Origin of the sequence: Vibrio cortegadensis (assembly GCF_024347395.1) — a bacterium.
GTDB classification, from domain to species: Bacteria; Pseudomonadota; Gammaproteobacteria; order Enterobacterales; family Vibrionaceae; genus Vibrio; species Vibrio cortegadensis.
The window spans coordinates 931,782-957,897 of the sequence record NZ_AP025472.1; the positions used below are offsets into that span (position 1 = coordinate 931,782).

The 26,116-nt window shown below is 43.5% G+C and carries 24 protein-coding genes; 16 read left to right on the forward strand and 8 right to left on the reverse strand.

The features are described from left to right. Positions 1 to 83 precede the first annotated feature (83 nt). The 3 genes from OCV39_RS04310 to OCV39_RS04320 all read left to right on the forward strand — a co-directional run bounded on the left by OCV39_RS04310 (position 84) and on the right by OCV39_RS04320 (position 2,825). Positions 84 to 356 (forward strand): HU family DNA-binding protein, encoded by a 273-nt coding sequence (locus OCV39_RS04310; protein WP_017051274.1) that lies wholly within the window; start codon positions 84 to 86, stop codon positions 354 to 356. A gap of 181 nt (positions 357 to 537) precedes the next feature. Beyond that, positions 538 to 2,391, forward strand: coding sequence for a peptidylprolyl isomerase (gene ppiD, locus OCV39_RS04315; RefSeq protein ID WP_113795887.1), 1,854 nt, complete (start codon positions 538 to 540; stop codon positions 2,389 to 2,391). Positions 2,392 to 2,519: 128 nt separating this feature from the next. After that, positions 2,520 to 2,825 (forward strand): ComEA family DNA-binding protein, encoded by a 306-nt coding sequence (locus tag OCV39_RS04320; RefSeq protein WP_371729574.1) that lies wholly within the window; start codon positions 2,520 to 2,522, stop codon positions 2,823 to 2,825. Positions 2,826 to 2,925: 100 nt separating this feature from the next. Here OCV39_RS04320 and rrtA read toward each other — a convergent pair whose 3' ends face one another. Continuing rightward, positions 2,926 to 3,489: a rhombosortase gene (gene rrtA, locus OCV39_RS04325; RefSeq protein WP_261889089.1), complete on the reverse strand. Its 564-nt coding sequence runs from the start codon at positions 3,487 to 3,489 to the stop codon at positions 2,926 to 2,928. Between the two features lie 9 nt (positions 3,490 to 3,498). On the opposite strand from rrtA, the gene OCV39_RS04330 reads away from it, so the two are divergent. After that, positions 3,499 to 4,137, forward strand: a complete 639-nt coding sequence (locus OCV39_RS04330; RefSeq protein WP_113795888.1) for a tRNA-uridine aminocarboxypropyltransferase — start codon at positions 3,499 to 3,501, stop codon at positions 4,135 to 4,137. 29 nt (positions 4,138 to 4,166) lie between these two features. Here the strand turns inward: OCV39_RS04330 and OCV39_RS04335 are convergent, their stop codons facing one another. From OCV39_RS04335 to OCV39_RS04345, 3 genes are all read right to left on the reverse strand, one after another. After that, positions 4,167 to 5,486 (reverse strand): anti-phage deoxyguanosine triphosphatase, encoded by a 1,320-nt coding sequence (locus OCV39_RS04335; protein WP_261889090.1) that lies wholly within the window; start codon positions 5,484 to 5,486, stop codon positions 4,167 to 4,169. Positions 5,487 to 5,524: 38 nt separating this feature from the next. Beyond that, entirely contained in the window at positions 5,525 to 6,139 is a 615-nt protein-coding gene (gene yfbR, locus OCV39_RS04340) for a 5'-deoxynucleotidase (RefSeq protein WP_171756115.1), read from the reverse strand. 157 nt (positions 6,140 to 6,296) lie between these two features. Beyond that, positions 6,297 to 7,511 carry a pyridoxal phosphate-dependent aminotransferase gene (locus OCV39_RS04345; protein ID WP_113795891.1) on the reverse strand — a complete coding sequence of 405 codons (1,215 nt, stop codon included), beginning with the start codon at positions 7,509 to 7,511 and terminating at the stop codon, positions 6,297 to 6,299. 226 nt (positions 7,512 to 7,737) lie between these two features. Between OCV39_RS04345 and OCV39_RS04350 the strand changes: the two genes are divergently transcribed. The 7 genes from OCV39_RS04350 (at position 7,738) to OCV39_RS04380 (ending at position 15,317) form a co-directional block, all read left to right on the forward strand. Further along, positions 7,738 to 9,045, forward strand: a complete 1,308-nt coding sequence (locus tag OCV39_RS04350) for an isochorismate synthase (RefSeq protein ID WP_029203226.1) — start codon at positions 7,738 to 7,740, stop codon at positions 9,043 to 9,045. Continuing rightward, positions 9,042 to 10,757, forward strand: coding sequence for a 2-succinyl-5-enolpyruvyl-6-hydroxy-3-cyclohexene-1-carboxylic-acid synthase (gene menD, locus OCV39_RS04355; protein ID WP_261889091.1), 1,716 nt, complete (start codon positions 9,042 to 9,044; stop codon positions 10,755 to 10,757). The genes OCV39_RS04350 and menD overlap by 4 nt, the downstream gene beginning before the upstream one ends. After that, positions 10,747 to 11,565, forward strand: coding sequence for a 2-succinyl-6-hydroxy-2,4-cyclohexadiene-1-carboxylate synthase (gene menH, locus OCV39_RS04360; RefSeq protein ID WP_261889092.1), 819 nt, complete (start codon positions 10,747 to 10,749; stop codon positions 11,563 to 11,565). Before menD ends, menH begins: the two co-directional genes overlap by 11 nt. Positions 11,566 to 11,592: 27 nt before the next feature. Next, entirely contained in the window at positions 11,593 to 12,459 is an 867-nt protein-coding gene (menB, locus tag OCV39_RS04365; protein ID WP_017051285.1) for a 1,4-dihydroxy-2-naphthoyl-CoA synthase, read from the forward strand. A 124-nt stretch (positions 12,460 to 12,583) separates the two neighbouring features. After that, entirely contained in the window at positions 12,584 to 13,570 is a 987-nt protein-coding gene (gene menC / locus OCV39_RS04370; RefSeq protein ID WP_261889093.1) for an o-succinylbenzoate synthase, read from the forward strand. 1 nt (position 13,571) lies between these two features. Further along, positions 13,572 to 15,026, forward strand: a complete 1,455-nt coding sequence (menE, locus tag OCV39_RS04375; protein ID WP_261889094.1) for an o-succinylbenzoate--CoA ligase — start codon at positions 13,572 to 13,574, stop codon at positions 15,024 to 15,026. 129 nt (positions 15,027 to 15,155) lie between these two features. Then, positions 15,156 to 15,317, forward strand: a complete 162-nt coding sequence (locus OCV39_RS04380; RefSeq protein WP_017051288.1) for a hypothetical protein — start codon at positions 15,156 to 15,158, stop codon at positions 15,315 to 15,317. Here the strand turns inward: OCV39_RS04380 and OCV39_RS04385 are convergent. The 3 genes from OCV39_RS04385 to OCV39_RS04395 form a co-directional block, all read right to left on the reverse strand. Next, the gene (locus OCV39_RS04385; protein WP_261889095.1) at positions 15,300 to 16,226 is read right to left on the reverse strand and encodes a YeiH family protein; all 927 of its coding nucleotides are present in this window, start codon (positions 16,224 to 16,226) and stop codon (positions 15,300 to 15,302) included. The two genes, OCV39_RS04380 and OCV39_RS04385, sit on opposite strands and share 18 nt — an antisense overlap. 91 nt (positions 16,227 to 16,317) lie before the next feature. Continuing rightward, on the reverse strand, positions 16,318 to 18,192 hold the full coding sequence (locus OCV39_RS04390; RefSeq protein WP_261889096.1) for an MFS transporter: 1,875 nt from the start codon (positions 18,190 to 18,192) through the stop codon (positions 16,318 to 16,320). 15 nt (positions 18,193 to 18,207) lie between these two features. Beyond that, the gene (locus tag OCV39_RS04395) at positions 18,208 to 18,798 is read right to left on the reverse strand and encodes a TetR/AcrR family transcriptional regulator (protein WP_171756106.1); all 591 of its coding nucleotides are present in this window, start codon (positions 18,796 to 18,798) and stop codon (positions 18,208 to 18,210) included. A gap of 208 nt (positions 18,799 to 19,006) precedes the next feature. Between OCV39_RS04395 and OCV39_RS04400 the strand changes: the two genes are divergently transcribed. From OCV39_RS04400 to malZ, 5 genes are all read left to right on the forward strand, one after another. Then, on the forward strand, positions 19,007 to 19,885 hold the full coding sequence (locus OCV39_RS04400; RefSeq protein WP_017051292.1) for a Tim44 domain-containing protein: 879 nt from the start codon (positions 19,007 to 19,009) through the stop codon (positions 19,883 to 19,885). 254 nt (positions 19,886 to 20,139) lie between these two features. Continuing rightward, positions 20,140 to 21,108, forward strand: coding sequence for an ABC transporter substrate-binding protein (locus OCV39_RS04405; RefSeq protein WP_261889097.1), 969 nt, complete (start codon positions 20,140 to 20,142; stop codon positions 21,106 to 21,108). 52 nt (positions 21,109 to 21,160) lie between these two features. Then, complete coding sequence (locus tag OCV39_RS04410) at positions 21,161 to 22,105, forward strand: ABC transporter permease (protein WP_017051294.1); 945 nt, start codon at positions 21,161 to 21,163, stop codon at positions 22,103 to 22,105. Next, positions 22,102 to 22,896, forward strand: a complete 795-nt coding sequence (locus OCV39_RS04415) for an ABC transporter ATP-binding protein (RefSeq protein ID WP_261889098.1) — start codon at positions 22,102 to 22,104, stop codon at positions 22,894 to 22,896. The genes OCV39_RS04410 and OCV39_RS04415 overlap by 4 nt, the downstream gene beginning before the upstream one ends. A gap of 203 nt (positions 22,897 to 23,099) precedes the next feature. After that, the gene (gene malZ / locus OCV39_RS04420) at positions 23,100 to 24,959 is read left to right on the forward strand and encodes a maltodextrin glucosidase (RefSeq protein ID WP_261889099.1); all 1,860 of its coding nucleotides are present in this window, start codon (positions 23,100 to 23,102) and stop codon (positions 24,957 to 24,959) included. An 85-nt stretch (positions 24,960 to 25,044) separates the two neighbouring features. Here malZ and dusC read toward each other — a convergent pair whose 3' ends face one another. Beyond that, positions 25,045 to 25,995, reverse strand: a complete 951-nt coding sequence (gene dusC / locus OCV39_RS04425; protein WP_029203227.1) for a tRNA dihydrouridine(16) synthase DusC — start codon at positions 25,993 to 25,995, stop codon at positions 25,045 to 25,047. Positions 25,996 to 26,116: the final 121 nt, after the last annotated feature.

Below are 26,116 nucleotides of genomic sequence, written 5' to 3' on the forward strand. Positions count from 1 at the left end.
AAGGCTTTAGGCTAAATTTAAATCTAAAACGGAACGAAGCCACCTTAAAAAAATAATCATAGGTGACACAAAGGGGAATCACAGTGAATAAAGCACAATTAGTAGAATCAATTGCAGAAAACGCAGATATTTCAAAAGCATCAGCTGGTCGCGCATTAGACGCATTTATCAGCGCTGTTGGCGATACACTTCAATCCGGTGACCAAGTGGCACTTGTTGGTTTTGGTACCTTTAGCGTACGTACTCGTGCAGCTCGTACTGGCCGTAACCCAAAAACTGGCGAAGAGATTCAAATTGCTGAAGCAAAAGTTCCAGCATTTAAAGCAGGTAAAGCACTAAAAGACGCTTGTAACTAGATTCGATTATTCGAGCAGACAAGCACTTGATACTGAGATAGGCACAAATTCTCAAATATTAAGTCGAACTTTTTTAATTTATGCGCATCCTACTGATGCGCATTTCTTTTTCTGATATTATCGCGCAATACATAATATTGATTTTGAAGTCCTTACTTCATTTCCGGAGAGCAGTTAAATTATGATGGATCGATTACGCGAAGGCGTGAATAGCATCGCGATAAAAATTATCCTTGGATTAATCATCCTTTCATTTGTTTTTGCTGGTGTAGGTAGCTACATCACTGGTGGTGGTAATAACGCAGCAGCGAAAGTTGGCAATACAGAGATTGGTCGTGGTGAGTTTGAACAAGCATACCAAAATGAACGCAACCGCATGCAATCTCAAATGGGTGATTACTTTGCACAGCTTTTAGGTGATCCTGCTTATGTTGAATCATTCCGTAGGTCTGTATTAGATCGTATGGTGAATGAATTGCTTTTAGAGCAACATGCAGACGCATTAGGCTTGCGAGTAAGCGATGCTCAAATTCGTACTATGATTTTAGAAATGCCTCAATTCCAAAATGATGGCAAATTCGACCAAGATATTTACCAGTCCGCACTTCGTCGTGCTGGTTTTAGCGCTGAAAGCTTTGCGGAGTACATGCGTCGTGACGTAATGCGTACTCAGCTTCTTACGGCACTAGAAAGTAGTGAGTTTACGCTGCCAAGTGAGATTGATGCTCAGAGCAAGCTAATCACTCAAACTCGTGATATTCGCACGGTAACTTTGTCACTCAATGAATTTGCGAAAAACGCAGAATTGACGGACGAAGAGATTCAACAGTTTTACCAAGATAATGCCGCACGCTTTACTCGCCCAGAGCAGGTAAAAGTCGCTTATGTTGAGCTATCTGCTGAGCAACTAAAATCGCAAGTAACCGTTTCTGATGCGGATGCACAACAGTACTACCAAGATCATATGGATAAGTACTCAACAGCAGAACAGCGCAAAGTGAGCCACATTCTGACTCAAAGCGAAGACGCTGCAGACGCTATTTTAGCTGAACTTAACAATGGTGCTGATTTTGCTACACTCGCTGAAGAAAAATCAGAAGATTTCGGCAGTGCAGAAGCGGGTGGTGATCTTGGTTGGGTTGAACGTGACGTAATGGACCCTGCATTTGAAGCTGCAGCATTTGGTTTGCAAAAAGCGGGTGACATTAGCGCCGTGGTGAAATCTGATTTCGGTTTCCACATCATCAAATTAGATGAAGTGAAAGCGTCTGAAGCTCAACCGTTTACTGATGTTGTTGGTGAAATCAAGACTGAACTGGTTGATCAGAAAGCCGTTGATCAGTTCTACGAGCTGCAATCTGAATTAGAGAGAGTGGCGTTTGAATACCCTGACTCATTAGATGATGCTGCTCAAGCTATCAGCCAAGAGATCAAAACCACTGACTTCATCTCTCAAGTTGATGCGCCAGAACTACTAAAAGCACCTGCGGTTATTGACGCGATTCTTAGCCCTGAAGTGAAAGAAGATGGTTTGAATTCAGAAGCGATTGAAGTTGCTCCTGAGCATATTATCGTTGTTCGTGTAGAAGATACTCGCGATGAGAAAGTGCTGCCTTTAGAAGACGTGAAAGCACAAGTGGTTACTCAGCTTTCAAAAAATAAAGGTGAACAGCAAGCTATCGAACTTGGTTCGACGTTGGTGTCAGAACTAGAAGCGGGCAATACTGCGATTTTAGCTGACAATGGCCTAGAGTTTGGTGATGTTGAGACTATCGACCGTAGCTCTCCATTGGCAACGTCAGTATTTACTTTCGCTAAGCCAGAAGCGGATAAAGTGACATTTGGTCAATCTAAAGATGCTGAAGGCAATATCATTGTTGTTGAACTGTCTAACGTTGCAGCAAATATTAACCCTGCATACAGCGAACAGATTGGTGCTCAACTTGAGCGTAGCAACACTCAGCAAGATCTGAATGCGGTGCTAAGTGTATTACGTAAAAATACCAGCATTGAGTATTATGTTGTGAGCCAGTAGGCAATTAACATGTAATAGATATGAATATGAAAACGGGTCACATTTGTGGCCCGTTTTATTTTTCTGGCTTCCCCAACCTTCATTTCTGCATCATCGCTATTATTTCATTCCAATCTATTTAAAAGGAATTGAATATGCTTTTACGTAAATACCTATTGACTCTGATTCTGGCGATATCATTACCCATTTCTGCTTTTGCGGCTGAAGATAGTACGCTCACTAAGCATGATGGCATTGAAATTACGGTGAATATTAATACCGCTTCTGCAGAGGAGCTTGCCACCTTACTAAAAGGTGTTGGTAAGAAGAGGGCGCAAGATATTGTTGACTATAGAAAAGCCAATGGTGAGTTTCAAACGGCTGAAGAGTTGACGAATGTTAAAGGCATTGGAACGTCAACATTAGAAAAAAACAGTGAAAGAATACAGTTATAAAGCTACGTAAATAGAACTACATAAATAGAGCGCAAGGTACTGTTACTTTGGCTATGTCTCTAACCGCTTAAAGGGTCTCATGAAAATATCATGAAAAGATTTACTCATGAGACTCGTTATCTGATGCGGTGATTTTTTGGACTGATAGGGTGAGCAAAGCTAACAAAGTTCCTCCGAGAGCCCCTACTAGGTGTGCCTCAATGGCCACTCGGGCGTTGATCATTGCACTCGTGCTTGTTGAAGCTCCGTATGATTGCTCCCAAGCGACTTTAGCTACTAATCCACCCACAAGTAGCCAGCTGCTTTTCCTTCCCTCTAAAGCTTCTCTGAGTGCGAAATATCCAAATAGTCCATGCAGGACACCTGACAACCCAACATAGCGTTGCATCTCTGTTGCCAATAAAGCGATACCAACCACTGCACTGCAACAAAGCAGCACAAAAGCAACATGCTTAGCGGTCGGTTTAAATAAGTGAGTAATAACCCATAGCCCTGCAATGTTCATGATAAGGTGCATGGCATTGGTATGAGTGAGGTTTCCTGTTAGGATCCGCCACCACTGGCCAGAAACAATGGCGGATGCATCCCATGTTGCCCACGATTGTAATTCTGGTATCTGAAAAGCAAGGCAAACGCCGCTCATTATTACTAAAAATAGGTACACTGTTACTCCATGTATAGATATTGCAGTAAATGTCGAAAATCACTCAAAGCATGCATATGTGACTGGATTAAAACCCTTTCGACTTCGGTTGAGCTTATCATTCTTCAGCATTCGACAGAAGAAAATAGACCGATGGGAACGGCGAGAATTCTATCTCTTTCATTGCCGAACAGTCGACTAATCGTAGGTGAAGACTTTTCTGATAATGTAGAACTCAATGGTTTGCTCAGTGAAAGTGAGGTCGAGCATGTCATTCTTTACCCAAGCGAAAAATCGACAGATATTCAGGCGTTCAAGCAGGTACAAGATCCTGACAGAAGGTTTGGAGATGAAAAGAGACTACGTGTGATTCTGTTGGATGGAACATGGAAGAAAGCATTTAAAATGTGGCAAGTATCGAACAATTTGCGCGACTTAACTTGCATCCACCTGCCAACGGATCTGCAGGGGAATTATCGAATTCGGAAAGCCCCTTCAAGTAATAGTCTTTCAACGGTAGAGGCGGGCTATCATATTTTGTCTTTGCTAGAGCCTGAAAATGATTTTTCACCGCTGCTTGAAGCATTTGATAACATGATTGAGTTTCAAATTAAGCAAATGCCCCCTGGAGTGTTTGAAAAAAACTATCTATCAAAGCTCAGTGATTAGAGGGCAATGATTGGGTTTTGAGCCCACTTTTAATGGGATGAGAACAGTTGCTGGTGTAACTGCTGGGCAAAACCATCGGTCATCGCAGAAATATAGTCCGCGATAACTCTCATTCCATCGCCATGCTTCTGGTTGGCATCTCGCCACAATTGTTGTGTTGATTCGGGTAGTAATCTTTCTGGATCGGCGCTAAAAGCTTCAAACATATCCATTATGATCTGTTGACCTTTGTACTCTACAATTTGGACTTGAGGTATTTGGATAACAAACTGGCTAACAAAGCCTTTTAAGACTTCTAGGGCGTCGGCCATCGGTTTCTCTAAATATGCATTGTACGCAAGGAGTTCTGATTCGAAGGGTGCAGGAACCTTTTGAATGCTAATACTGGTCAGCAGGGCGTTGACCATTCCGCCTATGGCATCTTTTCTTAAATGATGTTTTCCAGAAAAAAGCATCTCATTAATCGACTCTAGGTTGGATTCAAACCACTTATCACCACATTCTGCTAATTGACTTGCTGCAGACTCTTGCCATTGTTGGCGAGTCACTAAACCTAGCACGATGGCATCTTCAAGATCGTGGACCCCATAAGCGATGTCATCGGCAAGTTCCATAATCGAACAATCAATGGATTTATACTGGGTTTTCTGATGCTCAAACTCTGAAACATCACTTTCACGCATTGTGGAGAATAGCGCTTTATCTTGGGTGCTAAGAGGAGAGAATACCCAATCAAGAATCGGTTTATCTTGGTCGTAAATACCTTTTGCCGGAGACCAATCTTTCGCTTTTAGTCGGCGTTGATGCTCAACAGGTTTGGGCTGAACGTGCGAACGAGTTTGGCTCAATAACGCTGGGTACTTAATTAAACCCAATAGAGTACGTCGAGATAGGTTCATACCGTGATGTTCTGTGTATGGTTCTAAACGGCTTACTATTCGAAAAGTTTGGGCATTGCCTTCAAAACCACCATGATCACGCATCATGTAGTTGAGAGCGACTTCACCGCCATGTCCATAAGGTGGGTGACCAATATCATGAGCAAGGCAGATGGATTCAATTAAGCTATCAGAAGGCAACAAGCAGCGGTACTCAGGTTGTTTCTTTTTGATCTGAGCCACAATGCCAGATCCTAGCTGAGCGGCCTCTAAGGAGTGAGTGAGCCGAGTTCGGTGGAAATCATTAACCGACGTACCATGAACCTGGGTTTTAGCTTGTAGGCGTCTAAAAGCCGCAGAGTGTAAGATCCTAGCGCGATCTCGTTGAAATGGGCTTCGATGATCATCACGTCTAATTTTATGTTCGTCATTATCTCTTTCTAACCACTGAGGGTTTAAGTCAATATCCATGCTGTGACTCCTCTGTTATCCTCTTACGTTACAGTGTGTTAGTTGATTTCGTCTAGTGTTAATTCAAAGCTTGGTGCGAAGGTTTGCAGAAAGTACTCCATTTCAGGTGTGTGTCGCTGTTGCAAAGTCTCTTCTAAGCGGCGTTTGGCGAGTGCATATTCATGGTTTCCGGCGCTGAGTTCTTCCAAGCATTTTAAGTAAGCACAGATAGAGTCCGCTTGCTTCACAATGGCAGCGTCTTCAGAATGAGCTGAATGTGAGACAAGAAACGGTGCAAAGTCCTCTTTAAATTCGTCAGGTAGCATAGAAAGAAGTTTATGCTCTGCCGCTGCTTCGATTTTTTTATACTCTTTGGCAATTTCGGGGTTGTAGTATTTGACTGGAGTCGGAAGATCGCCAGTAAGGACCTCGCTGGTATCGTGGTACATGCCTAAAATGGCTATTCTTTCTGGGTTTAATGTGCCGTCAAATTTCTTATTTTTTATTACTGCAAGAGCATGAGCAACGAAAGCGACTTGTAAGCTATGCTCAGATATATTTTCTTTGGATATTGAGCGCATCAGTGGCCAACGCTGAATCAGCTTCATGCGGGCTAAATGAGCAAAGAAATGGCTCTTTTGAGGCGTTTTTCCTTCTATAACGGTCTCTTCCATAACTATCTAATCCTTTATTGTTTATCTCTTAGTGCTTATTGGTTTCATAATGCTTATTGGTTTAATAGTGGCTTGTTGATTTTACATCATAAAAAAATAGGCGCTGTAATGTACAGCACCTATTAAGAGTAGAGAAAAAGGTTTACGAAAGAAAGGTTTACTGGCTATAACCCGATAAGAAACGCTCAAATCGACCAATGGCGAGTTCTAAGTCTTCCACTCGTGGTAGTGTCACAATGCGGAAATGGTCCGGTTTTGGCCAGTTAAACCCAGTGCCTTGTACGAGTAACACTTTTTCCTGTTTAAGAAAGTCGAGAACCATTTTTTGATCGTCCTTGATGTTGTACATCTTGGTGTCGATCTTAGGGAATAAGTACATCGCACCTTTCGGTTTGACACAGGACACCCCTGGGACTTGGTTGATCAGTTCCCAAGCACGATCTCGCTGTTCGAGTAATCGCCCTCCAGGAAGAATTAATTCGTTGATACTTTGATAACCCCCCAACGCTGTCTGAATAGCATGTTGCATAGGCACATTGGCACACAGACGCATGGAGGCAAGCATCTCTAGGCCATCAATGTAGCCTTTAGCAAATTGCTTAGGTCCTGTGATAAACATCCACCCACCACGGAAGCCACATACACGATAAGCTTTAGATAACCCGTTAAAGGTCACCATTAATACGTCATCGGCTAGTGTTGAGATAGAGGTGTGGGTTGCACCGTCATAAAGTACTTTGTCGTAAATTTCATCAGCAAAAATAATGAGCTTATGCTTACGAGCAATTTCTACGATCTCTAATAGGAAATCGCGGCTGTAAACCGCACCTGTCGGATTGTTTGGGTTAATAAGAACAATACCGCGAGTTTTTGGCGTTATTTTTCTCTTAATATCATCCAGATCAGGGTACCAATCTGACTCTTCATCACACAGGTAATGAACCGCGGAGCCCCCAGACAAAGCAACTGATGCCGTCCATAGTGGGTAATCCGGTGCTGGAACCAGCATTTCATCGCCATTATTCAGTAAGGCTTGCATTGCCATCACAATCAGTTCAGATGCACCGTTTCCGATATAAACATCTTCAACATCAAGATTGAGTAGTCCGCGACGCTGGTAGTGTTGAACCACCGCTTTTCTCGCGGAATAAATGCCTTTGGAATCACAATAGCCTTGAGACGTGGGTAAGTTACGGATCACATCCACAAGAATCTCATCTGGGGCGTCAAAACCGAATGGGGCTGGATTACCAATATTGAGCTTCAGTATTTTATGCCCCTCTTCCTCCATGCGCTTAGCATGTTTGAGCACAGGTCCTCTGATATCGTAGCAGACACTGTTGAGTTTTGACGACATCCCGATATTTTGCATTGCCGAATTCCTAAAAAATAATTAATTACTTTATTAAAGTACATCAAATCACTGTTTGATAGAATAAAAATCTGTAAATAAGCGTATTAACGGGTGAGCTTTGTACATTTTGTTATGTGTGTTTATTGTTAATAAACACAAAACCTCAATCGCATCCTTGATTTGATAGTGGTCTATAAATAGAGTATCCCCCAATATACGAATTTTTGATGTGTACGAGGTTGATTTGTCCCATTTTTATCAAGCCATACAAACGTTAGTTGAGCGAGTGAAGAGCTCGACTCCCAAAGAGGTTCGCCTTGTTGAAAGGTTGGATGAAAAGCCTCCGTTTGTATTTATTGACTGGCTTGAAGCTCAACCTATATTTCCTAAGTTTTACTGGCAATCTCGTGATACTCGTGAAGAAGTAGTTGCTTTAGGTAAGGTACATACATTTTCAGATCCCGCTCCCGCATATACGATCCTTGGTGAAGGCCAACGGATCTGGGGAGGGCGCTCGTTTGACGGCCATACAGAAAAGAATCGTCGTTGTATGGAGTCATTTTTCTTTTTACCGCAAATAGAATTGATTCGATATGATGATCAATGGTCGCTAGCGGTGAATTTACCTTCTGAAAAGCAAACTTTGATCAACGCTCTCAATAAAATAGTATGTGACGTGCCGAGTCTGCTTCCGTTGAGTGCTCAGATAGAGCATACCGAGCATACGCCATCAAAAGCGATTTGGGCTGATTTAGTGGAACGAGTGCTTTCTGGCATTGAAGCGGACGATTTCAAAAAGGTGGTTCTGGCAAGAAAGACTGTCTTAAAACTCGATGCTCCAATTTGTTCGGCACAATTACTTAAAGCAAGCTATGAACAGAATCACCATAGTTTTCATTTCATGATGTCGTTAGATTCGAAGCATAGCTTTATGGGATCAACACCTGAAAGGCTTTATAGTCGCTTTGGACAAGAGCTACATACCGAAGCGCTGGCAGGCACGATTGGCCGTGGTAAGAATGCGACGCAAGATATGGAATTGGCGAATTGGTTATCTCAAGATGCAAAAAATCTTAATGAAAATCAGTACGTTGTTGATGACATTGTTGAAAGGTTAACCCAGCACTCAGAAACCGTGAATGTTCAGCAAGAGGCAAGATTAGTTCGACTAAGAAAAGTGCAGCATTTAAAGCGAAGCATTCACGCACAACTCAAGCCGAATACCAATGGTGTGCAACTGCTTGGTGCTCTTCAGCCAACCGCTGCTGTAGCGGGTTTACCTCGAGCAGAAGCGATGCAATTTATTCAAGAGAATGAACCTTTTGCTCGCGGTTGGTATGCTGGATCTGTCGGTTATATTAGTCACCAGAAAGCGGAATTTTGTGTCGCGATCCGCAGTGCATTGATTGTTGATAATCAAGTTCAATTATTTGCTGGCGCAGGGATTGTACCGGGTTCTAATGCCGAACATGAATGGCAAGAGTTAAATAAGAAGATGGCAACGTTACTTAGTTTAATATCAGACAATCCACCGTTAGGTGTTGCATCATGAGTACTGACCAAGCGGTTCTTAATCGTATTTGGTCTGAGACCTTATTGGAAGAGTTGGTAAGACTAGGTGTTGAAGAGGTTTGTGTTGCTCCGGGGTCACGTTCGACACCGTTAACACTGGAAGCCGATGCAAACATGCACTTGAATCTGCATACTCACTTCGACGAAAGAGGCTTAGGCTTTTTAGCATTGGGATTGGCGAAAGCGAGCAATAAACCTGTGGCGATTATTGTCACATCGGGTACTGCTGTCGCTAACTTGTTGCCAGCCATTGCAGAATCAAAATTGACAGGGGAGAAGTTGGTGGTGTTAACCGCAGATCGCCCTGTCGAATTAGTCAATTGCGGTGCGAATCAAGCCATCGATCAAGTAGGTGTTTTCTCTTCTCATGTGGTGGCAGCTCAAAATTTACCTAGCCCATCAACGTCCGTCCCTCTAGCTTGGCTATTGACGACAACGGATAAGTTACTGCACCAGCAACGTTTAGCGGGTGGCAGTGTACACATCAACTGTCCATTTCCAGAGCCTTTGTACTCTTCGGGCTCAAAAGAGGCGTTTGCTGACTACTTAGCGCCATTATCTCGCTGGAAAAACAGTAGTGAGCCTTATACTCATACTTTTCAAACTTATTCAGCAGCGGTAAGCGATGTCCAACCTGCAGATTGGATAGATAAAAAAGGCGTGATTATCGTGGGAAGCTTGCCACTGAAAGAGTCTCAGAAAGTGGCAGATTTTGCCCAGTCTATTGGCTGGCCGTTACTGTGTGATCCTCAATCGGGGATAAGTAGTGCATGGCGTCATTATGATTTGTGGATGCAGAAAGCCGAAACAAAAGAGACGCTGGCTCAGTGCGATGTGATCATTCAGTTTGGTGAGCGAATTGTCTCCAAACGCTTAAATCACTGGATTGAGCAGACTGTGCCTAAAATGTGTGGCCAGTATTTAGTGGTTTCACCTGATGCACATCGTATTAACCAAAGTCACCTTCCGCAACGGCATGTTGTGAGTTCGGCGAGCCAATTTATTGAGTCTTGTTCTCTACCATTGATAGGGATGACAAACTCGGGTTGGGCTGACGGCCTTATCTGCTCATCGGAAAAAATTACTCATCTCGCTCAAGCTCAGGCATCTAGTGGCGAGGACTTAACCGAGCTGGTGGTTGCTGTTGATGTCGCGACTCAAGCTGAGCAACATGATGTTTTTCTAGGTAATAGCCTGATTGTTCGTTTAGTGGATATGCTAGGGGAACTCCCTAATAACGAAGTGTTCACTAACCGAGGTGCTTCGGGAATTGATGGGTTAGTGGCTACGGCTTCTGGTGTCCAGCGAGCTCGTCAACGTTCGATGCTGATGCTTATTGGAGATACTGCGCTGCTCTATGACTTGAATTCATTAGCGTTGTTAAACCATTGCCCTCAAGCGATGGTGATTGTGGTGACAAACAACGATGGTGGGGCAATTTTCGATCTACTTCCTGTGCCAAAACAGAAGAAACAGTCGTTATATCAAATGCCTCACGGGTATCAATTTGAGCATGCCGCGAAGCAATTTAATTTAGCTTATTGCCAGCCGCAAACGCTTTCTGCATACCGTCAGGCAATTGCTGAGCATTTTGAATCAGGAACGGGTGTTTTACTTGTTGAAGTGATTACCCCAGCAGAGCAAGCGTCAACTCAATTGAATCAACTTATGCAGCAGATCAATGCTTCATAGTCAGCTGATGTTACCGAGCGGTTCGGACGAGAAACCACTACTGTTGTTTCTGCATGGCCTGCTTGGAACGGGCAAAGATTGGCAAGCGTGTTTGAATGAGCTGCACGATTACCCACAGCTTATCGTTGATCTTCCCGGTCATGGGCAGAGTCAGCATTTGAGTTGCGATGGGTTTGAGCATTGCTGTCAGCTCATCAAACAAACCATACTTTCTGCGTTAGATCGTTCCTTGATGTCTCCCCAATATCCTATAATTCTCGTGGGCTATTCTCTTGGTGGGCGGATTGCGATGTACGCAGCTGCAAAAGAGTTACTGTCTTGTTTTAATATTCAGTTGATGATTATTGAAGCCGGAAATTTCGGTTTATCAGATGAAGAGGCTCGAATTGCACGCTGGAAAAGCGACCAATATTGGGCTGAACGATTCACGATACAACCGATCGAACAGGTTTTATCCGATTGGTATCAACAAGGTGTCTTTTCTTCACTAAACCATGAGCAAAGACAAACCTTGATCGCTAAGCGCAGTGATAATCTTGGTGACTCGGTCGCAAAAATGCTGTTATCAACCTCTTTGGCGAAACAGCCTTATTTATTAAGTGATTTGCAGCAATCGTCGCTACCTATTCATTATCTCTGTGGAGAGAAAGACGCCAAATTTTGTCAGCTTGCAAAAGAAAGTCAGCTCTCTTTTTCGCAAATAGACAACGCAGGGCATAATGTTCATCAGGAGCAACCAAAGCAAGTCGCAACCGTTATTCGCTTATTAAGTGAATCAATTAAATCGATTAATGACGTTAAACATTAATCATGAAATAGAACAATGGGAACAACCATGGCAAAAACAGTAGGCATTTCAGAAGAAGAACTATACGCACCGGTAAACTGGAAAGATTGCGGGACTGAATACGAAGACATTCATTACCAAAAATCGGCAGATGGCATCGCAAAGATCACTATTGCGCGTCCTCAAGTTCATAATGCATTCCGCCCACAGACTGTGAAAGAGATGATTAATGCGTTGGCTGATGCGCGTTATGACGAAAAAGTGGGTGTGATTATCCTGACGGGTTTAGGTGAAGATGCATTCTGTTCTGGTGGTGACCAAAAAATCCGTGGCGATTACGGCGGCTACCAAGATGACAGCGGAACTCATCACTTAAACGTGTTGGATTTCCAGCGTCAAATTCGTACTTGTCCAAAACCTGTTATTGCAGCCGTTTCTGGCTGGGCTGTTGGTGGCGGTCACGTATTACACATGATGTGTGATTTAACCATTGCGGCTGAAAATGCTCAGTTTGGTCAAACAGGGCCTAAAGTAGGCTCTTTTGATGGTGGCTGGGGCGCGTCTTACATGGCTCGTATTGTAGGGCAGAAGAAAGCGCGTGAAATTTGGTTCTTATGTCGTTTCTATAATGCTCAAGAAGCAGAAGCGATGGGTCTGGTTAATACTGTTGTACCTGTTGCGGATCTTGAAAAAGAGACGGTACGTTGGTGTCGTGAAGTTCTACAACATAGCCCAATGGCATTACGTTGCCTGAAAGCGGCGCTTAATGCAGATTGTGATGGTCAAGCAGGCCTTCAAGAGTTGGCTGGTAATGCGACGATGATGTTCTACATGACTGAAGAAGGCCAAGAAGGACGTAACGCATTTAATGAAAAGCGTCGTCCTGATTTCGATAAATTCCCGCGTAACCCATAATTCATTTGGTGATTTTAAGCTTAGGTGATTATTTTTTACCTAAGCTTATGACTCTTCTATTCTCAGTGACTTACTTATCACCGTTACCAACTTATCACCGTTACCAACTTAGGACTCAAATTATATGCGCACTGCCAAGCTCTATCGCTACGCTCTCCCTATGGACAGTGGGGTGATACTTCGCGAAAACAAACTGACAGAACGTCAAGGCTGGATTGTTGAAATTGAACAGGACGGAAAGCAAGGGCGTGGAGAGATAGCGCCATTACCCGGTTTTAGTCTTGAATCGATGGAAGAGGCGGGCCAGCAAGCTCAAGCGCAACTGGAAACATGGGTAAATGGTGGTGAATTCTCGTTTGAGGCGTTAGTACCTTCAGTTGCATTCGGCCTATCAATGGCAAAGATGGAATTGAACAGTGAGTTACCCATTGAGGGGAATTATCAAGCGGCTCCTTTGTGTAGCGGAGACCCTGATGAGTTAATTCCTGTCTTGAATCAGATGGATGGAAAGAAAGTTGCCAAAATTAAAGTCGGACTGTACGAAGCCATTCGCGATGGAATGATTGTTGATCTGTTTTTAGAGTCAATTCCAGATTTATCACTTCGTTTAGATGCGAATCAAGCATGGAAGTTAGCCAAAGCTCAGCAGTTTGCCAAGTATGTTACGCCTTCTGTTCGTCAACGGATTGCGTTTATTGAAGAGCCTTGTCAGTCGCCAGCCGATAGCCTTGCTTTCGCCATTGATACCGGAATTGCGATCGCTTGGGATGAGACATTGCAAAAAGCAGTTCGAGAGCCAAACTTTTCGTTAGATGAACTAACGGGGGTGAAAGCGATCGTGATTAAGCCAAGTTTGATCGGTTCTGCCTATTTTTGTATTGAATTGATTGAAAGAGCTCAAGCGCTTGGTATTCAGGTCGTGATCAGCTCTAGTATTGAGTCGAGCTTAGGTTTAACTCAGTTGGCTCGTTTTTCAAAATGGCAATTGCCGGATGAAGTCCCAGGGTTGGATACAATAGGTTTGTTTAAGTCGCAATTGGAAATCTCTTGGCCTGATTGCGATATTCCAGTGACACCACTCGCAGAGCAAGAATTGGTGTGGCAGGGGTAATATGTCAGCATCGGCATTACTAAAAAAATGGGCTCAGCAGAGCCCTTTTTCAACAGCGTTGATCGCAGAAAAAATGCAGATCAATTGGCAAACATTGAAATTTATTATTGATGATTATGCTTTGTCTTTACGCTCCCAAGGGCTTGGTCGTGGTGACGTCTTGGTTTTTGTTGGTAAGAATCAACCCGAATTTCCGCTTGTTTATCTGGCCTGCTTACGTCTAGGCATTCTACCTGCGATTTGTCCTCCTCAGCCCTTGGCGCAGCTTAAGCGTAAATTAGATATTTTGTATGCAGAGACTCAGGTTCCGTCAATTTGGATGCCCAACCCCAGTGAGCTTCCTCTCTCTAAGGCAGAGTTAGAGCTACTGGCGACCACAAATCAAATAGTAAACGTCACTCCGCTGCACTTGCTCGAACTCTCACTGGAGAATGAGGGCGGATTAGTGTTAGAAACGCCTCACAGTCACCCTAAGGGACTTGGCTCAATTATCTTCACCTCTGGCTCAACGGGAGAACCGAAAGCGGTCGCACATACTGAGTCGCAGCATATTGCTTCAGCGGAAGGCCTTCTGGAATGTTTTGAATATCAAGCATCCGATCGGTGGCTATTAAGCTTGCCGATGTATCATGTGTCTGGGTTGGCGATTATCTGGCGCTGGCTGGTGGCCGGGGGGGAGCTCAAGATCGGTTCCGGGGATTTGGACATCGATATTCAAGAGGTTACGCACGCCTCTTTAGTGAGCACCCAGCTAAAGCGATTACTCGATAGCAAGCAGCCACTTACCCTCAAACGCGTACTGCTCGGGGGAAGCCATATCCCGCATACGCTAACGCAACAAGCACAGTTAGTCGGTATTGATACTTGGCTCGGCTATGGGATGACAGAAGCCGCTTCAACGGTGACGGCCAAACGACTCGATTCAATATCCAGTGCGGGATTCTTATTACCGAAGCGGAAACTGAAAATCGTTGATCAGCGCATCTATATTAGTGGTGAAACGCTTGCGAGTGGTTATTACCATCAAGGCCAATTAAAGCCGCTGAATGAGGGAGGTTGGTTTGATAGTAAAGATTTAGGTCAGTGGCAATCTGATGAGCTAATGGTATTAGGAAGGGCGGATAATCAGTTTATTTCTGGTGGAGAGAATATTCATTGTGAAGAGATTGAAGCAGTGCTGAACCGTCATCCTCAAATTCGGCAGACGTTTATTATTCCCGTCGAAGATGCTGAGTTTGGTTTTCGACCTGTGGCGATCATCGACAGTGAGCGGTTAGATGAGGATTTCGCTTATCGTCAGTATTTGGATGGGAAACTCGATAAGTTTAAGTTTCCAATCGCATACTTTCGGATGCCTGTAATAGAATCGGTAGGGATAAAAGTGTCACGTAAAGCGCTATCAAACTGGCTTCAACAGACAGAGTGGATGCACCTGCGATCAGAAAAAGGCGAGTAGTCAATTTGCCTTTTTGAATTAACTTATTTGAATTGGATATGTGTTAGTTCAAAACGGCATTTATTATTTTTATAACCTAGCTTCATAATAAGCATCAAAGATAAAGGACTTTGGAATAACGGACTTATTATGAAAATCATTATCCTTGTGGCAATAGTGCTGCAAATTACCTTAGCGATTCAGAGCGAAGGTCTCGTCCGCTCTATTGCCGAATTAACCGCTTTTTTGCTCGTTGCCTCATTGGTACTCAATTACAAGCAATCCGCTCAAACCTCATCTGCTCAGCAGTAACCATGTTAGCGATCCGACGGAGATCATCAGCCATAATGAGACTCCGAAAATTAGCGGTTTAGCACCTGCGGCTTTAAGCTTTTCAACTGAAATACTGCAACCAATCAAAAATAGGCAAACCACGAGTGCCTGTTTTGATAGTTGGAAAATCCCTTGATAAACCACATCAAATTGCGGCAAAGCGTCGCTGACAAAAATAGCAAGACAGTAGAAAACAATGAAAAATGGAATGGTGATTTTTTTCTGTTTATTGCTAAAAATGAGCGAGCTGATAAATGCGACAGGGATGATCCAGAGTGCGCGCGCAAGTTTTAAGGTAGTCGCGGTTGTCAGAGCCTCTTCACCATAGGCAGAAGCCGCGCCTACGACAGAAGAGGTATCGTGAATCGCAATCGCTGCCCAAGTTCCAAATGTATGCTGGCTTAACTCTAGAGCATGTCCAATGACAGGAAATAGAAATAGAGCAATAGAGTTCAATACGAAGACGGTTGCAAGGGCGATCCCAATTTGGTCATCGTCCGCTTTGATCGCTGGAGCGACGGCTGCGATCGCGCTACCCCCACAAATGGCGGTGCCAGCAGAGATAAGATAAGCGGTATGCTTTTTAAGTTGCATTTTTTTCGCCAGTATCCAGCCAACACTGAGAGTGGTGAGGATACTAGTGACAATCAAACCGATACCATCACTGGTAACGGACAGAGCTTGCTGAAAGTTAATCCCAAAGCCAAGCCCAATAATGGAGTAGGCCAGTAGCTTCTTGGTAATTTTAGCCACTGCAATCTCTTTTGGAACTAAACCCAATGTGGCTAATAAAAAGCCAATGACTAACGCTGTCGGCGATGTGATATACGGGGTTAGGCAGATGATAATTGCCAGAAAAAAGGGAGCCTTTTGTTTAAAGTTAGTCATTGTGTTTTTCTAATATGGATGTGAGTGAGCATTCTACCGTTAAGCCGCTGGTAAGTAAGTCTAAATGTTTTGAACTCTTGTTCAGAAAAACTTAACGCCAATCTCCTCTTAGCTCTGATACTTTTTCACGCATTAACTGTGTTGTCGCGAGCTTTGCCTCAACCGGTGTTCCCGCTTCAATTTCTAACTTTGACCATAATCGGGTCGGTAGGCCTTTGCAGGCGGAACCTTTGTGTCGACTGAAGTAGCTTCCCCATAATCCTTTCAAACTCATTGGAATGACAGGAACAGGAGATCGTCTGATAATGATGTCCATCCCGCGCATAAAAGTGCCAATTTTGCCATCTGATGTCAGAGTGCCTTCTGGGAAAATACAGACTAAATGCCCCTCAGAGAGAGCTTGTTCAACATCGGTAAAAGCTTGTTTTATTGATGAACGATTTGTCGCGGAAATAGGTATGACCCCCGCTCTTTTTAAGAATCGTTTTAAAGGAGGAAGGTTTGCGTACTTCTCTTCCATCACAAATCGAATCAAACGCGGACAGACGGCACTGAGCAATAAGGCATCCATATAGCTTACGTGATTGCACACGATGAGTGCGCCACCCTGTTCTGGAAGGTGGTGCAAATTTTTATGCTTAACGCGGTACATGGTGTGAGTGAGTACCCACATTAAAAAACGAACTAAAAATATAGGGACTTGAAAACATAAATAAATGGTAACAAGTAGATTCAACACGGCGAGAACACTAAAAAGTTGCGGTATTGATAGCGATAGAACGGATAAGCAGACAATACCAAGAATCGCACTGCCAACCATAAATAGAGAGTTATAGATGTTCAGAGCCGCAATCACTTGCGCCCTTTGAGTGACTTTTGCTCTTTGTTGCATTAGTGCATACAAGGGCACAATGAAGATGCCACCAGAGATCCCTAGAAACAGTAATGAGAAATAGAGCGGCCATAACGGTGCGTAACTAATGAATTCAGCAAAGTGGGTAAATTGAGGTAGTTCGCTTGGAATAGAGGTGGCCATTAAGAAGCCAAAGATTGAAATGCCGAGGCTACCAATAGGTACAATACCGATTTCGATTCTATGTCCTGACAGTTTGTCGCAAGTCAGTGAGCCGATTGCGATACCAACAGAAAACAGAGCGAGCAGAAAGGAAACACTGCTTTCGGTACCTTGCAGGTAAATCTTGGTGAAATTTGGAAATTGAGTTAAATAAGACGCGCCAAGAAACCAGAACCAGCTGATTGCCATGATGGCTTGAAAAATCGTACGATCTTGCTTCGCAATACCTATGGTTTGCTTTGTTTGAGCAATAGGTCGCCATTTAAACTGAATATCAGGTGCTGAAGCGGGAGAGTGTGGAATAGAGCGACTAGCCAAGTAACCCATGAGAGCAAAGAAAATGACGCAGCCTGCTGCGATATATTTTGCATATTCAGCGGATGCGATAACACCAGCGCCAAGAGTTCCCAGTAAAATGGCGATAAACGTTCCCGTTTCAACCAAGGCATTGCCCGGGACGAGTTCTTTTGGCTTTAACTGTTGCGGTAATAATGCGTATTTAACGGGGCCAAAAAATGCAGATTGTGTTCCCATCAAAAATAGTAAGATCAATAGGATCGCATAGCTTTCAAAAATGAAGCCGATGGCTCCTAACGTCATGATTGCAATTTCAGCTAACTTAACTTTACGGATAAACCATGACTTCTCATACTTATCCGCGAGAATCCCAGCGGAAGCCGAGAATAGGAAAAAGGGAAGAATGAAAAGGCCTGCCGCAAGATTGATGAATAAATGGCTGGAGACTGGAAGTGCTTCTTTGCTGGCAAATGCAACGAACAATAACAAGACATTTTTGAAGATGTTGTCGTTGAAAGCTCCGAAAAACTGCGTCACAAAATAGGGAAGAAATCTTCTTTGAGTTAACAGCGAAGACTGGCTGCTATGAGACATTTTGTATCCTTTGAATTACCAGTTCATCAGGTAATTTGAGATTAGGTTATTAATAAGTTCTTTACCATCAATTGGTTCAGAGGAAAAGAATTTGTCATCAACACTGAGTAGTGTAATTCCGTGTACGCCAGACCATAGTACTCGACTTGCTTGTAGTACTTCTTGTTTTGAGCGAGAAGGCGCTAGCTCAGCAAGCAGCGACTCAAGCATTCCAGTCATATTATCAATACGTTCAGCTTGCCATTCAGGTAGCTGATCACCATTCATATTATGTTGGAAAATTAACTGCCAGCGATAAGGGTGTTGCTGCGCAAAATCGTGATAGCAAAAGGCGAGCTCATAAAGTGCATCTTTAGAGTTGGTTGTTTTAGAGACAACAGTATTCGCTTGTTCGGATAGCTCATCTAGCGTTTGTGCAATGGCATGCAGCAGTAGTAGATTGTAGTTGCCAAACACATTGACTAAGGTGCTTGGAACATAGCCAATCATATTTGCTACTTTTCTTAAACTCAGCTCGTGATGCGTATTTTCTTCTAAAAATGCTTTTACGGTATCTAACGTGAGGCTAACTAACTGTTCTCGGGTGTGATCGTTTCTACGTGCCATGATTAACTTCTTAAATGAACAACGTTCAATATACTAGTCAGCTGTTGGATAGGCGTCAACAAGCACCCATGATTATCTTAATAAAAACGGTGTAATTTGTGTGGTGTCGCAATATTCTGATACATGTCCAGCATAGGTTGAATATTTCATTGTGTATAGTTAACGAGTATGATTGCGAGATAGGCAAGATAGAAACCTAAGGATAAACATGAAACGTTTTTTTTCGCTTGTAGCACTATTGATGGTATCAGTAGCTATAACGCCAATCGCTGAAGCTAAGAAATTTGGTGGTGGCAAGTCATTCGGTAAGAGCTTTAAAACCGCTCCTGCTCCTAAACAACAAAATACGAATACGCTGAAGCAAGATCAAACGGGCAAAACCGCGGCTAAGAGTTCAAGTAAGAAAGGCTTGATGGGCGGTTTATTGGGTGGTCTGTTAGCTGGTGGCCTGTTGGCCGCTTTCTTTGGTGGTGCTTTTGAAGGGATCCAATTTATGGATATCCTGATCATGGGCTTGATTGCATTTGTCATCTTCAAACTTATGCGAGGTATGCTTGGTGCAAAGCAAGGCTCTATGAATCAGCATCAAAGGCAGGAAGCCTTCGGAGGCGCTCACTCTCAGAAGTTTGAACAGCAGCCGAACGTACATAATTTTGAACAAACTCAATCCAATGGTGGCGGTTTTGGAAATGTTGCGCAAAGTGATATCCCGCACAACTACCCACCAGGTTTTGATCAAGTTGCATTTATCAATGGTTCTCGCGAGCACTACAGAACGTTACAGGGTGCATGGAATCATAATGAATTGCATACGATTGAAGAGTATGTATCAGCAAGCTTGTTTGAAGATCTTAAATCTGAGCGTGCAAAATTAGAAGGTGAGCAACATACAGACGTTATGTATGTAGACGCCGAGATTGTTCGTGCAGATTATGACTCATCTAAGGCTCAACTAAGTTTGCAATTTAGTGGCCGATACCGTGATGCTTCAGAAGGCATTGAAGAGAGCATCGAAGATGTTTGGCACTTAGAACGTGATTTAACAACATCGAATGCCCCTTGGCTTATTGTTGGTATCCAAGGCTAGGTGATATTGTAGCTCGACAACACAATCATTTAAGCGTCTAGCATGAATTTGCTAGGCGTTTTTTTATACCTGTGACTTTCCAATAAAATAGATTAGACATTCGACTTGTTGATTTTTTGTTAAATCTAACTTCCCTTTCAGCTAACTAACTGGTAATAATACTGGTAGATGCGCAAAAAGCGCACAGTTTATATTATAAAAAGTACCAAAATCACAACATCCTATTACTACGTTGCTTAAATCAAGGAGTTAAGATGAAAGCAAATCAGATCATTGTTAGTGCATTCCTCGCTGGAGCTGCACTACTATCTTCGACCAACCTTTTAGCTAAAACAGCGAAAGTCGCGGTATCACAAATTGTTGAACACCCAGCATTAGATGCAACACGCCAAGGCTTACTTGATGGATTAAAAGCCAAAGGTTATGAACAAGGTAAAAATTTAGAATTTGATTTTAAAACGGCTCAAGGAAACCCGGCAATTGCTGTTCAAATTGCACGGCAGTTCGTCGGTGAAAGCCCTGATGTTTTAGTGGGCATCGCGACTCCGACTGCTCAAGCTCTTGTCTCTGCCACTCGCTCGATACCTGTTGTGTTTACTGCGGTGACTGATCCTGTCGGTGCCAAATTGGTTAGAAAGTTAGAGAAACCAGGGAAAAACGTTACGGGTCTCTCTGATTTATCACCTGTTGAACAACACGTGGCATTAATCAAAGAGCTTATGCCTACAGTTAAATCCATTGGCGTGGTTTACAACCCTGGTGAGGCAAATGCTGTCAGCTTGATGGAGCTGTTAAAAGCGAGTACTGATAAACATGGCATCGAACTGATTGAAGCGACAGCATTACGAAGTGCAGATGTGCAGTCGGCGACACAAGCTATTTCAGCTAAATCTGATGTGCTGTATGCACTGATTGATAATACAGTGGCAAGTGCGATAGAAGGGATGATTGTAGCTGCAAACCAAGCGAAAACACCTGTTTTTGGAGCCGCAACTTCTTATGTTGAACGCGGTGCTGTTGCGAGCTTAGGCTTTGATTATTACCAAATTGGTGTACAAACATCTGATTACGTCGTTGCTATTCTTGAAGGTCAAGATCCAGGTTCACTTGATGTGAAAGTGGCAAAAGGTTCTGACTTAGTCATTAATGCAGGCGCGGCAAAAAAATTGGGTATGGTCATTCCTAATTCAGTCTTAGATCGAGCGACGAAAGTTCTAAAATAAGGAGTTAAGCGTGGTGAATTATCGCCACGCTTAAAGCAGAAAAGGAGAATTTATGTCTGCTTTTGCGTTTTTTGGCGCGATTGAAATAGGTCTTATCTATGGCCTAGTCGCGTTAGGTGTCTACCTAACATTTCGAGTTTTAGACTTCCCCGATTTAAGTGTCGATGGCAGTTTTCCTATGGGTGCTGCGGTTGCTGCTACTGCTATTGTGGCGGGAATTGATCCGTGGGTTGCGACGGGAATGGCGATCGTTGCAGGGTCAATGACGGGCTGGGTGACTGCCTTTTTGGCGATAAAGTGTGGAATTTTGCATCTGCTCGCCTCTATTTTGACTATGATTGCAGCGTTTTCTATCAATATTAGGATCATGGGTCGCCCAAACATGGCTTTGCTTGGTGAGGATACAATTTTAACGCCTTTTGAAGCGATGGGAGATTCAATGTATGTCCGGCCATTAGTCGTTGGTGTTCTTGTCTTGTTTTCAGCTTGGTTTGTTATCCGATTGCTTAATAGTGATTTTGGTTTAGGGCTAAGAGCGACAGGTGTGAACTCGCGAATGGTGTCAGCTCAGGGGGGAAGCACCTCGTTTTACACTTACTTTGGTTTAGCGCTATCGAATGGCTTCGTGGGTTTCGCGGGTGCGCTATTTGCTCAAACCAATAGCTTCGCTGATGTCACCTCTGGCGTAGGAACCATTGTTGTCGGTTTAGCGGCTGTGATTTTGGGGCAGACACTCATACCAAGTCGTAAGATTTGGATGGCTGTGGTTGCTGTTATTGTCGGTTCTGTTTTGTATCGTTTAGCCGTAGCTTTCGCGTTGAGTTCAGGAATGTTTGGTCTACAAGCATCAGATTTAAACTTAGTCACAGCTGTACTTGTTGCCGCGGCGCTGATTGCACCAAAAATGAAAGGGAAGCTGAAAGCAAAAAAGCTCAGTAAGCCGATAAAGATCGAGGCACGAACAGAGTCAAGTAAATCATCAGGGGAGGCGGTATGATTCGTTTAGAAGATATTCAGGTCACGTTTAACCCTGGAACGATATTAGAAAACCGAGCGTTGAGAGGGGTTGACCTCGAAGTACCTGAGCATCAGTTCCTCACTGTGATTGGTTCGAATGGTGCGGGTAAATCGACCCTGCTAGGGGCGGTAACGGGTGAAACACCGATGATCGGAGGAAACGTTATCATTGATGAGTTAGACGTTACCCGAAAAACGGTCGACCAGAGAGCGACTCAATGTGCTCGTGTGTTTCAAGATCCTTTAGCGGGAACTTGTGGTGATCTCACCATTGAAGAGAATATGGCGCTCGCGTATATGCGAGGAAAGCGTCGAGGTTGGAATCTTTCTCTCTCTTCAAAGCGCCGTAAACTTTTTCAAGAGCGAATCAGTATTCTTGGTTTAGGTTTAGAAGATCGTTTAGGCGATAACATTGGATTATTGTCTGGAGGGCAACGCCAGGCTGTTAGCTTGGTTATGGCGACTCTGTCAGATAGTAAGCTATTGTTGCTTGATGAGCATACGGCGGCGCTCGACCCACGCATGGCTGCGTTTATTATTGATTTAACAAAGAAAATAGTTAAAGAATTTAATCTAACCGTCATGATGGTTACTCACTCAATGAAAGATGCATTGGCGTGCGGTGACCGTACGGTAATGCTTCATCAAGGCGAAATTGTGCTTGATGTTGCTGGTGAGCAACGTGCCAATATACAAGTCCCCGATCTACTAGAGATGTTTACTAAAGTCCGAGGCGAAGAGTTGGCTGATGATAGCTTGTTGCTCAATTAGATCTTATTGTTCAACCTAAAGCTTGTTACTCAACCAAAGCTTATTAATTAGTCAAAGCTGATGTTATCGGCGCTACGCCCTCTAGCTCAGCCTACTAAATGTGATCCCCCTTTCAGTTTTTAACGATTTTTGAAAACGAGAAGGGGGATTTTTCTTATCTGTACATGTTTTAAAATGGGAAAAAACAGACATGTGGGATGCTTATGAATACGCCATTTCTCTACCACGCTCAAACTACTGATGGTTTGAGTTGCGACAATGATCTACTCACCGTTCTTTTCAAAACGGAAGCTATTGAGTTCGATAAAGTTCAAGTCAGACATGAACCTGACAACGAGGAGTACCTTGTTGATCTGCATAAAACCCATCGCCAAGGTCGGCTTCAATGCTGGGAAGCGACGTTTGTCATCAATAAAGATCGCCCACTTACTCACTACGTATTTAAAGTTGTTATCGGCACTCAGCAGTATTGGCTAGATGCGAAAGGCGTCAGTAAGCGGATCCCTGCAAAAGAGTTTCATTTTAAATACAACGCCACTCAACAACCTCCAGAGTGGGTGAGTAAACAAGTTTTTTATCAAATTTTCCCGGATCGTTTTTGTAATCAAGATCCTGCTCTTAATATTGTCACCGGTGAATACCAAGTCAAAAATGGCACTCGTGACGTTATCGCGAAATCTTGGGGAGAGCCTGTGAGCCTTCAACCAGGAGAAGGGGGAATTGAGTTCTATGGCGGTGATCTTGCCGGTATTGAAAGTAAGCTCGATTATTTGCAGGATCTAGGAATCACTTCGATCTATCTGAATCCAGTGTTCAGTTCGCTGAGTAATCACAAATATGACACAACGGATTATTTCAATATCGATCCGCACCTTGGTACAAATCAACAATTTGCCTCTCTGACAGCCAATATCCATCAGAGAGAGATGAAAATTGTGCTGGATGCCGTATTCAATCATACGTCAGCTGAACATCCTTGGTTTGATAAAAGTGGCAAGACCGAGTGTGGTGCTTTTCATCATCCAGAGTCACCTTATCGGGATTACTATTTCTTTCAGGGAGAGTCGAAAGAGTATATCGGTTGGAAAGGCGTAAGCAACTTGCCTGTTTTGAACTTCGAAAATCAACTGGTGAAAGATTACATCTATCAATCGGATGACGCGGTGATCAAGCATTGGCTACGCAGTCCTTATAACGTTGATGGGTGGCGATTTGATGTGATCCATATGCTTGGAGAGGGTGAGGGCGCGAAAAATAACGCTCACTATGTTCAAGAGTTTAGAAAAGCATCCAAGCAAGAGAATAATGATGCTTATGTGCTAGGAGAGCATTTCTTCGAAGCGAGCTCTTGGTTGCAAGGGGATCAGGAAGATGGGTCGATGAACTATTATGGTTTCGCACACCCATTAAGAGCGCTACTTGCCAAACAAGATATTAGCTACGATCCCATTGATATCGATGCTTGTGATTTTGTTGACTGGCTGCTGGAGGCTAAAGCCAAATTACCTTGGGCTAACCAACTGACACAGTTGAACCAAATGGATAGTCATGACACCGCGAGGTTCATTTCCCTGGTCAACGGTGATCAAGCATTGATGAAGATCGCATCAACACTATTGATGACTTATGTGGGTGCTCCGTGCCTATATTATGGCACTGAGATCGGGCTTGAAGGGGGCAATGATCCTGATAATCGCCGTTGTCTCCCTTGGGGAGAGGTCGAAAATTCGCCGTGGTTTAGTTATTACCAATCTTTAATTCACTTGAGAACATCAAGTCATGCACTACAAAAGGGCTGGTTACATCCTTTGCATGTGGATGAAAAGAGCTTTGTGTTTGCCAGAGTGTTGGAACAAGAAACGATTCTTGTCGCAGTTAACCTGAGAGATGAGGAGTTAGAGTTAGTTCTGCCTGTTTGGCAGTTGGGGTTTGAAGGCGGTAAAGCAATGAGCCTGCTGACTGAAAAGCAAGATTGCATTATTGATGGCGGAGAACTCCGATTAGCGCTATCACCACAAGAGTCTCAGATCATCAAGTTGGAACACATATCTAACGTTAAATAAACGAATCTCGAAATACAGAGCCATATCGCTGACACCGGCTTTTTGCTAGATCAGCGATAGGTTCATACGGTACGTGAGGGGTAAATTACGCTGGTAAAGCATCTCTATAGCGTTGAATATGTTCGACAATTGGCGCTGCCTTTTTGAACGTTCGAATCTCTCTAAACAGTTCATCTGCTTGATCGTACTCTTTACGTAAATAAGCAAACCACTGTTTCGCTCGATTTGGATAGTACAGGCCTTTATCACCCTGAATTTCAAATTCTGAATAGCGAAGTAACAAGTTAACGACTTCAGGCCACGGCATTCTCGGATGGTTATGTTTAACCACATTGCCTAGGTTTGGGATGTTAAAAGCTCCGCGGCATACCATCAATGAATCAACTCCGGTTGCTGCTTTGCAAGCTTGGCCATCTTGATAGTTCCAAATTTCGCCATTCGCAATTAAAGGTAAACTCGTTTTTTCTCGAATCTTATTGATGTATTCCCATTTTATTTCGCTTGCTTGGTAACCACCTGATTTAGTACGTGCATGGACGGTTAATTCGTTGGCTCCAGCTTGCTCAATGGCATCAACAATTTCAAAACAGTCTTCAGGATCTTCCCAACCTAATCGAATTTTAGCGGTGACTGGAATGTGGGCAGGTACGGCTTCTCGGCAAGCTTTGATTACTTGATACATGAGTTCAGGATGTTGCAGTAATGCTGCTCCGCCCTTACTTTTATTCACCATTTTTGCAGGGCAACCAAAGTTAAGATCGATGCCTTTCGCGCCAAGCTCCGCCGCTCTAATCGCATTTTCCGCCATCCAATTAGGCTCTTGACCAAGTAATTGAATATGTACAGGCACGCCAGATTGAGTTTGAGAGCCTTGAAGCAATTCAGGACACAAACGGTGAAACACATGTTCTGGCAGCAGTTGATCGACAATCCGCACAAATTCGGTGACACAGAGATCGTAATCATTAATCTCTGTAAGAATTTCACGCATTAAATGGTCTAACACGCCCTCCATAGGGCCCAGTATCACTCGCATAACCAACCGCCGACTAAATTAAGAGGCGCGATTGTAGTGGTTAGAGCTCGAAATGTCACTAGATCTGACGGCGTCTCTATTGGGAGGTACTGTGATAATGGCTATTATCAAATAAACGGCT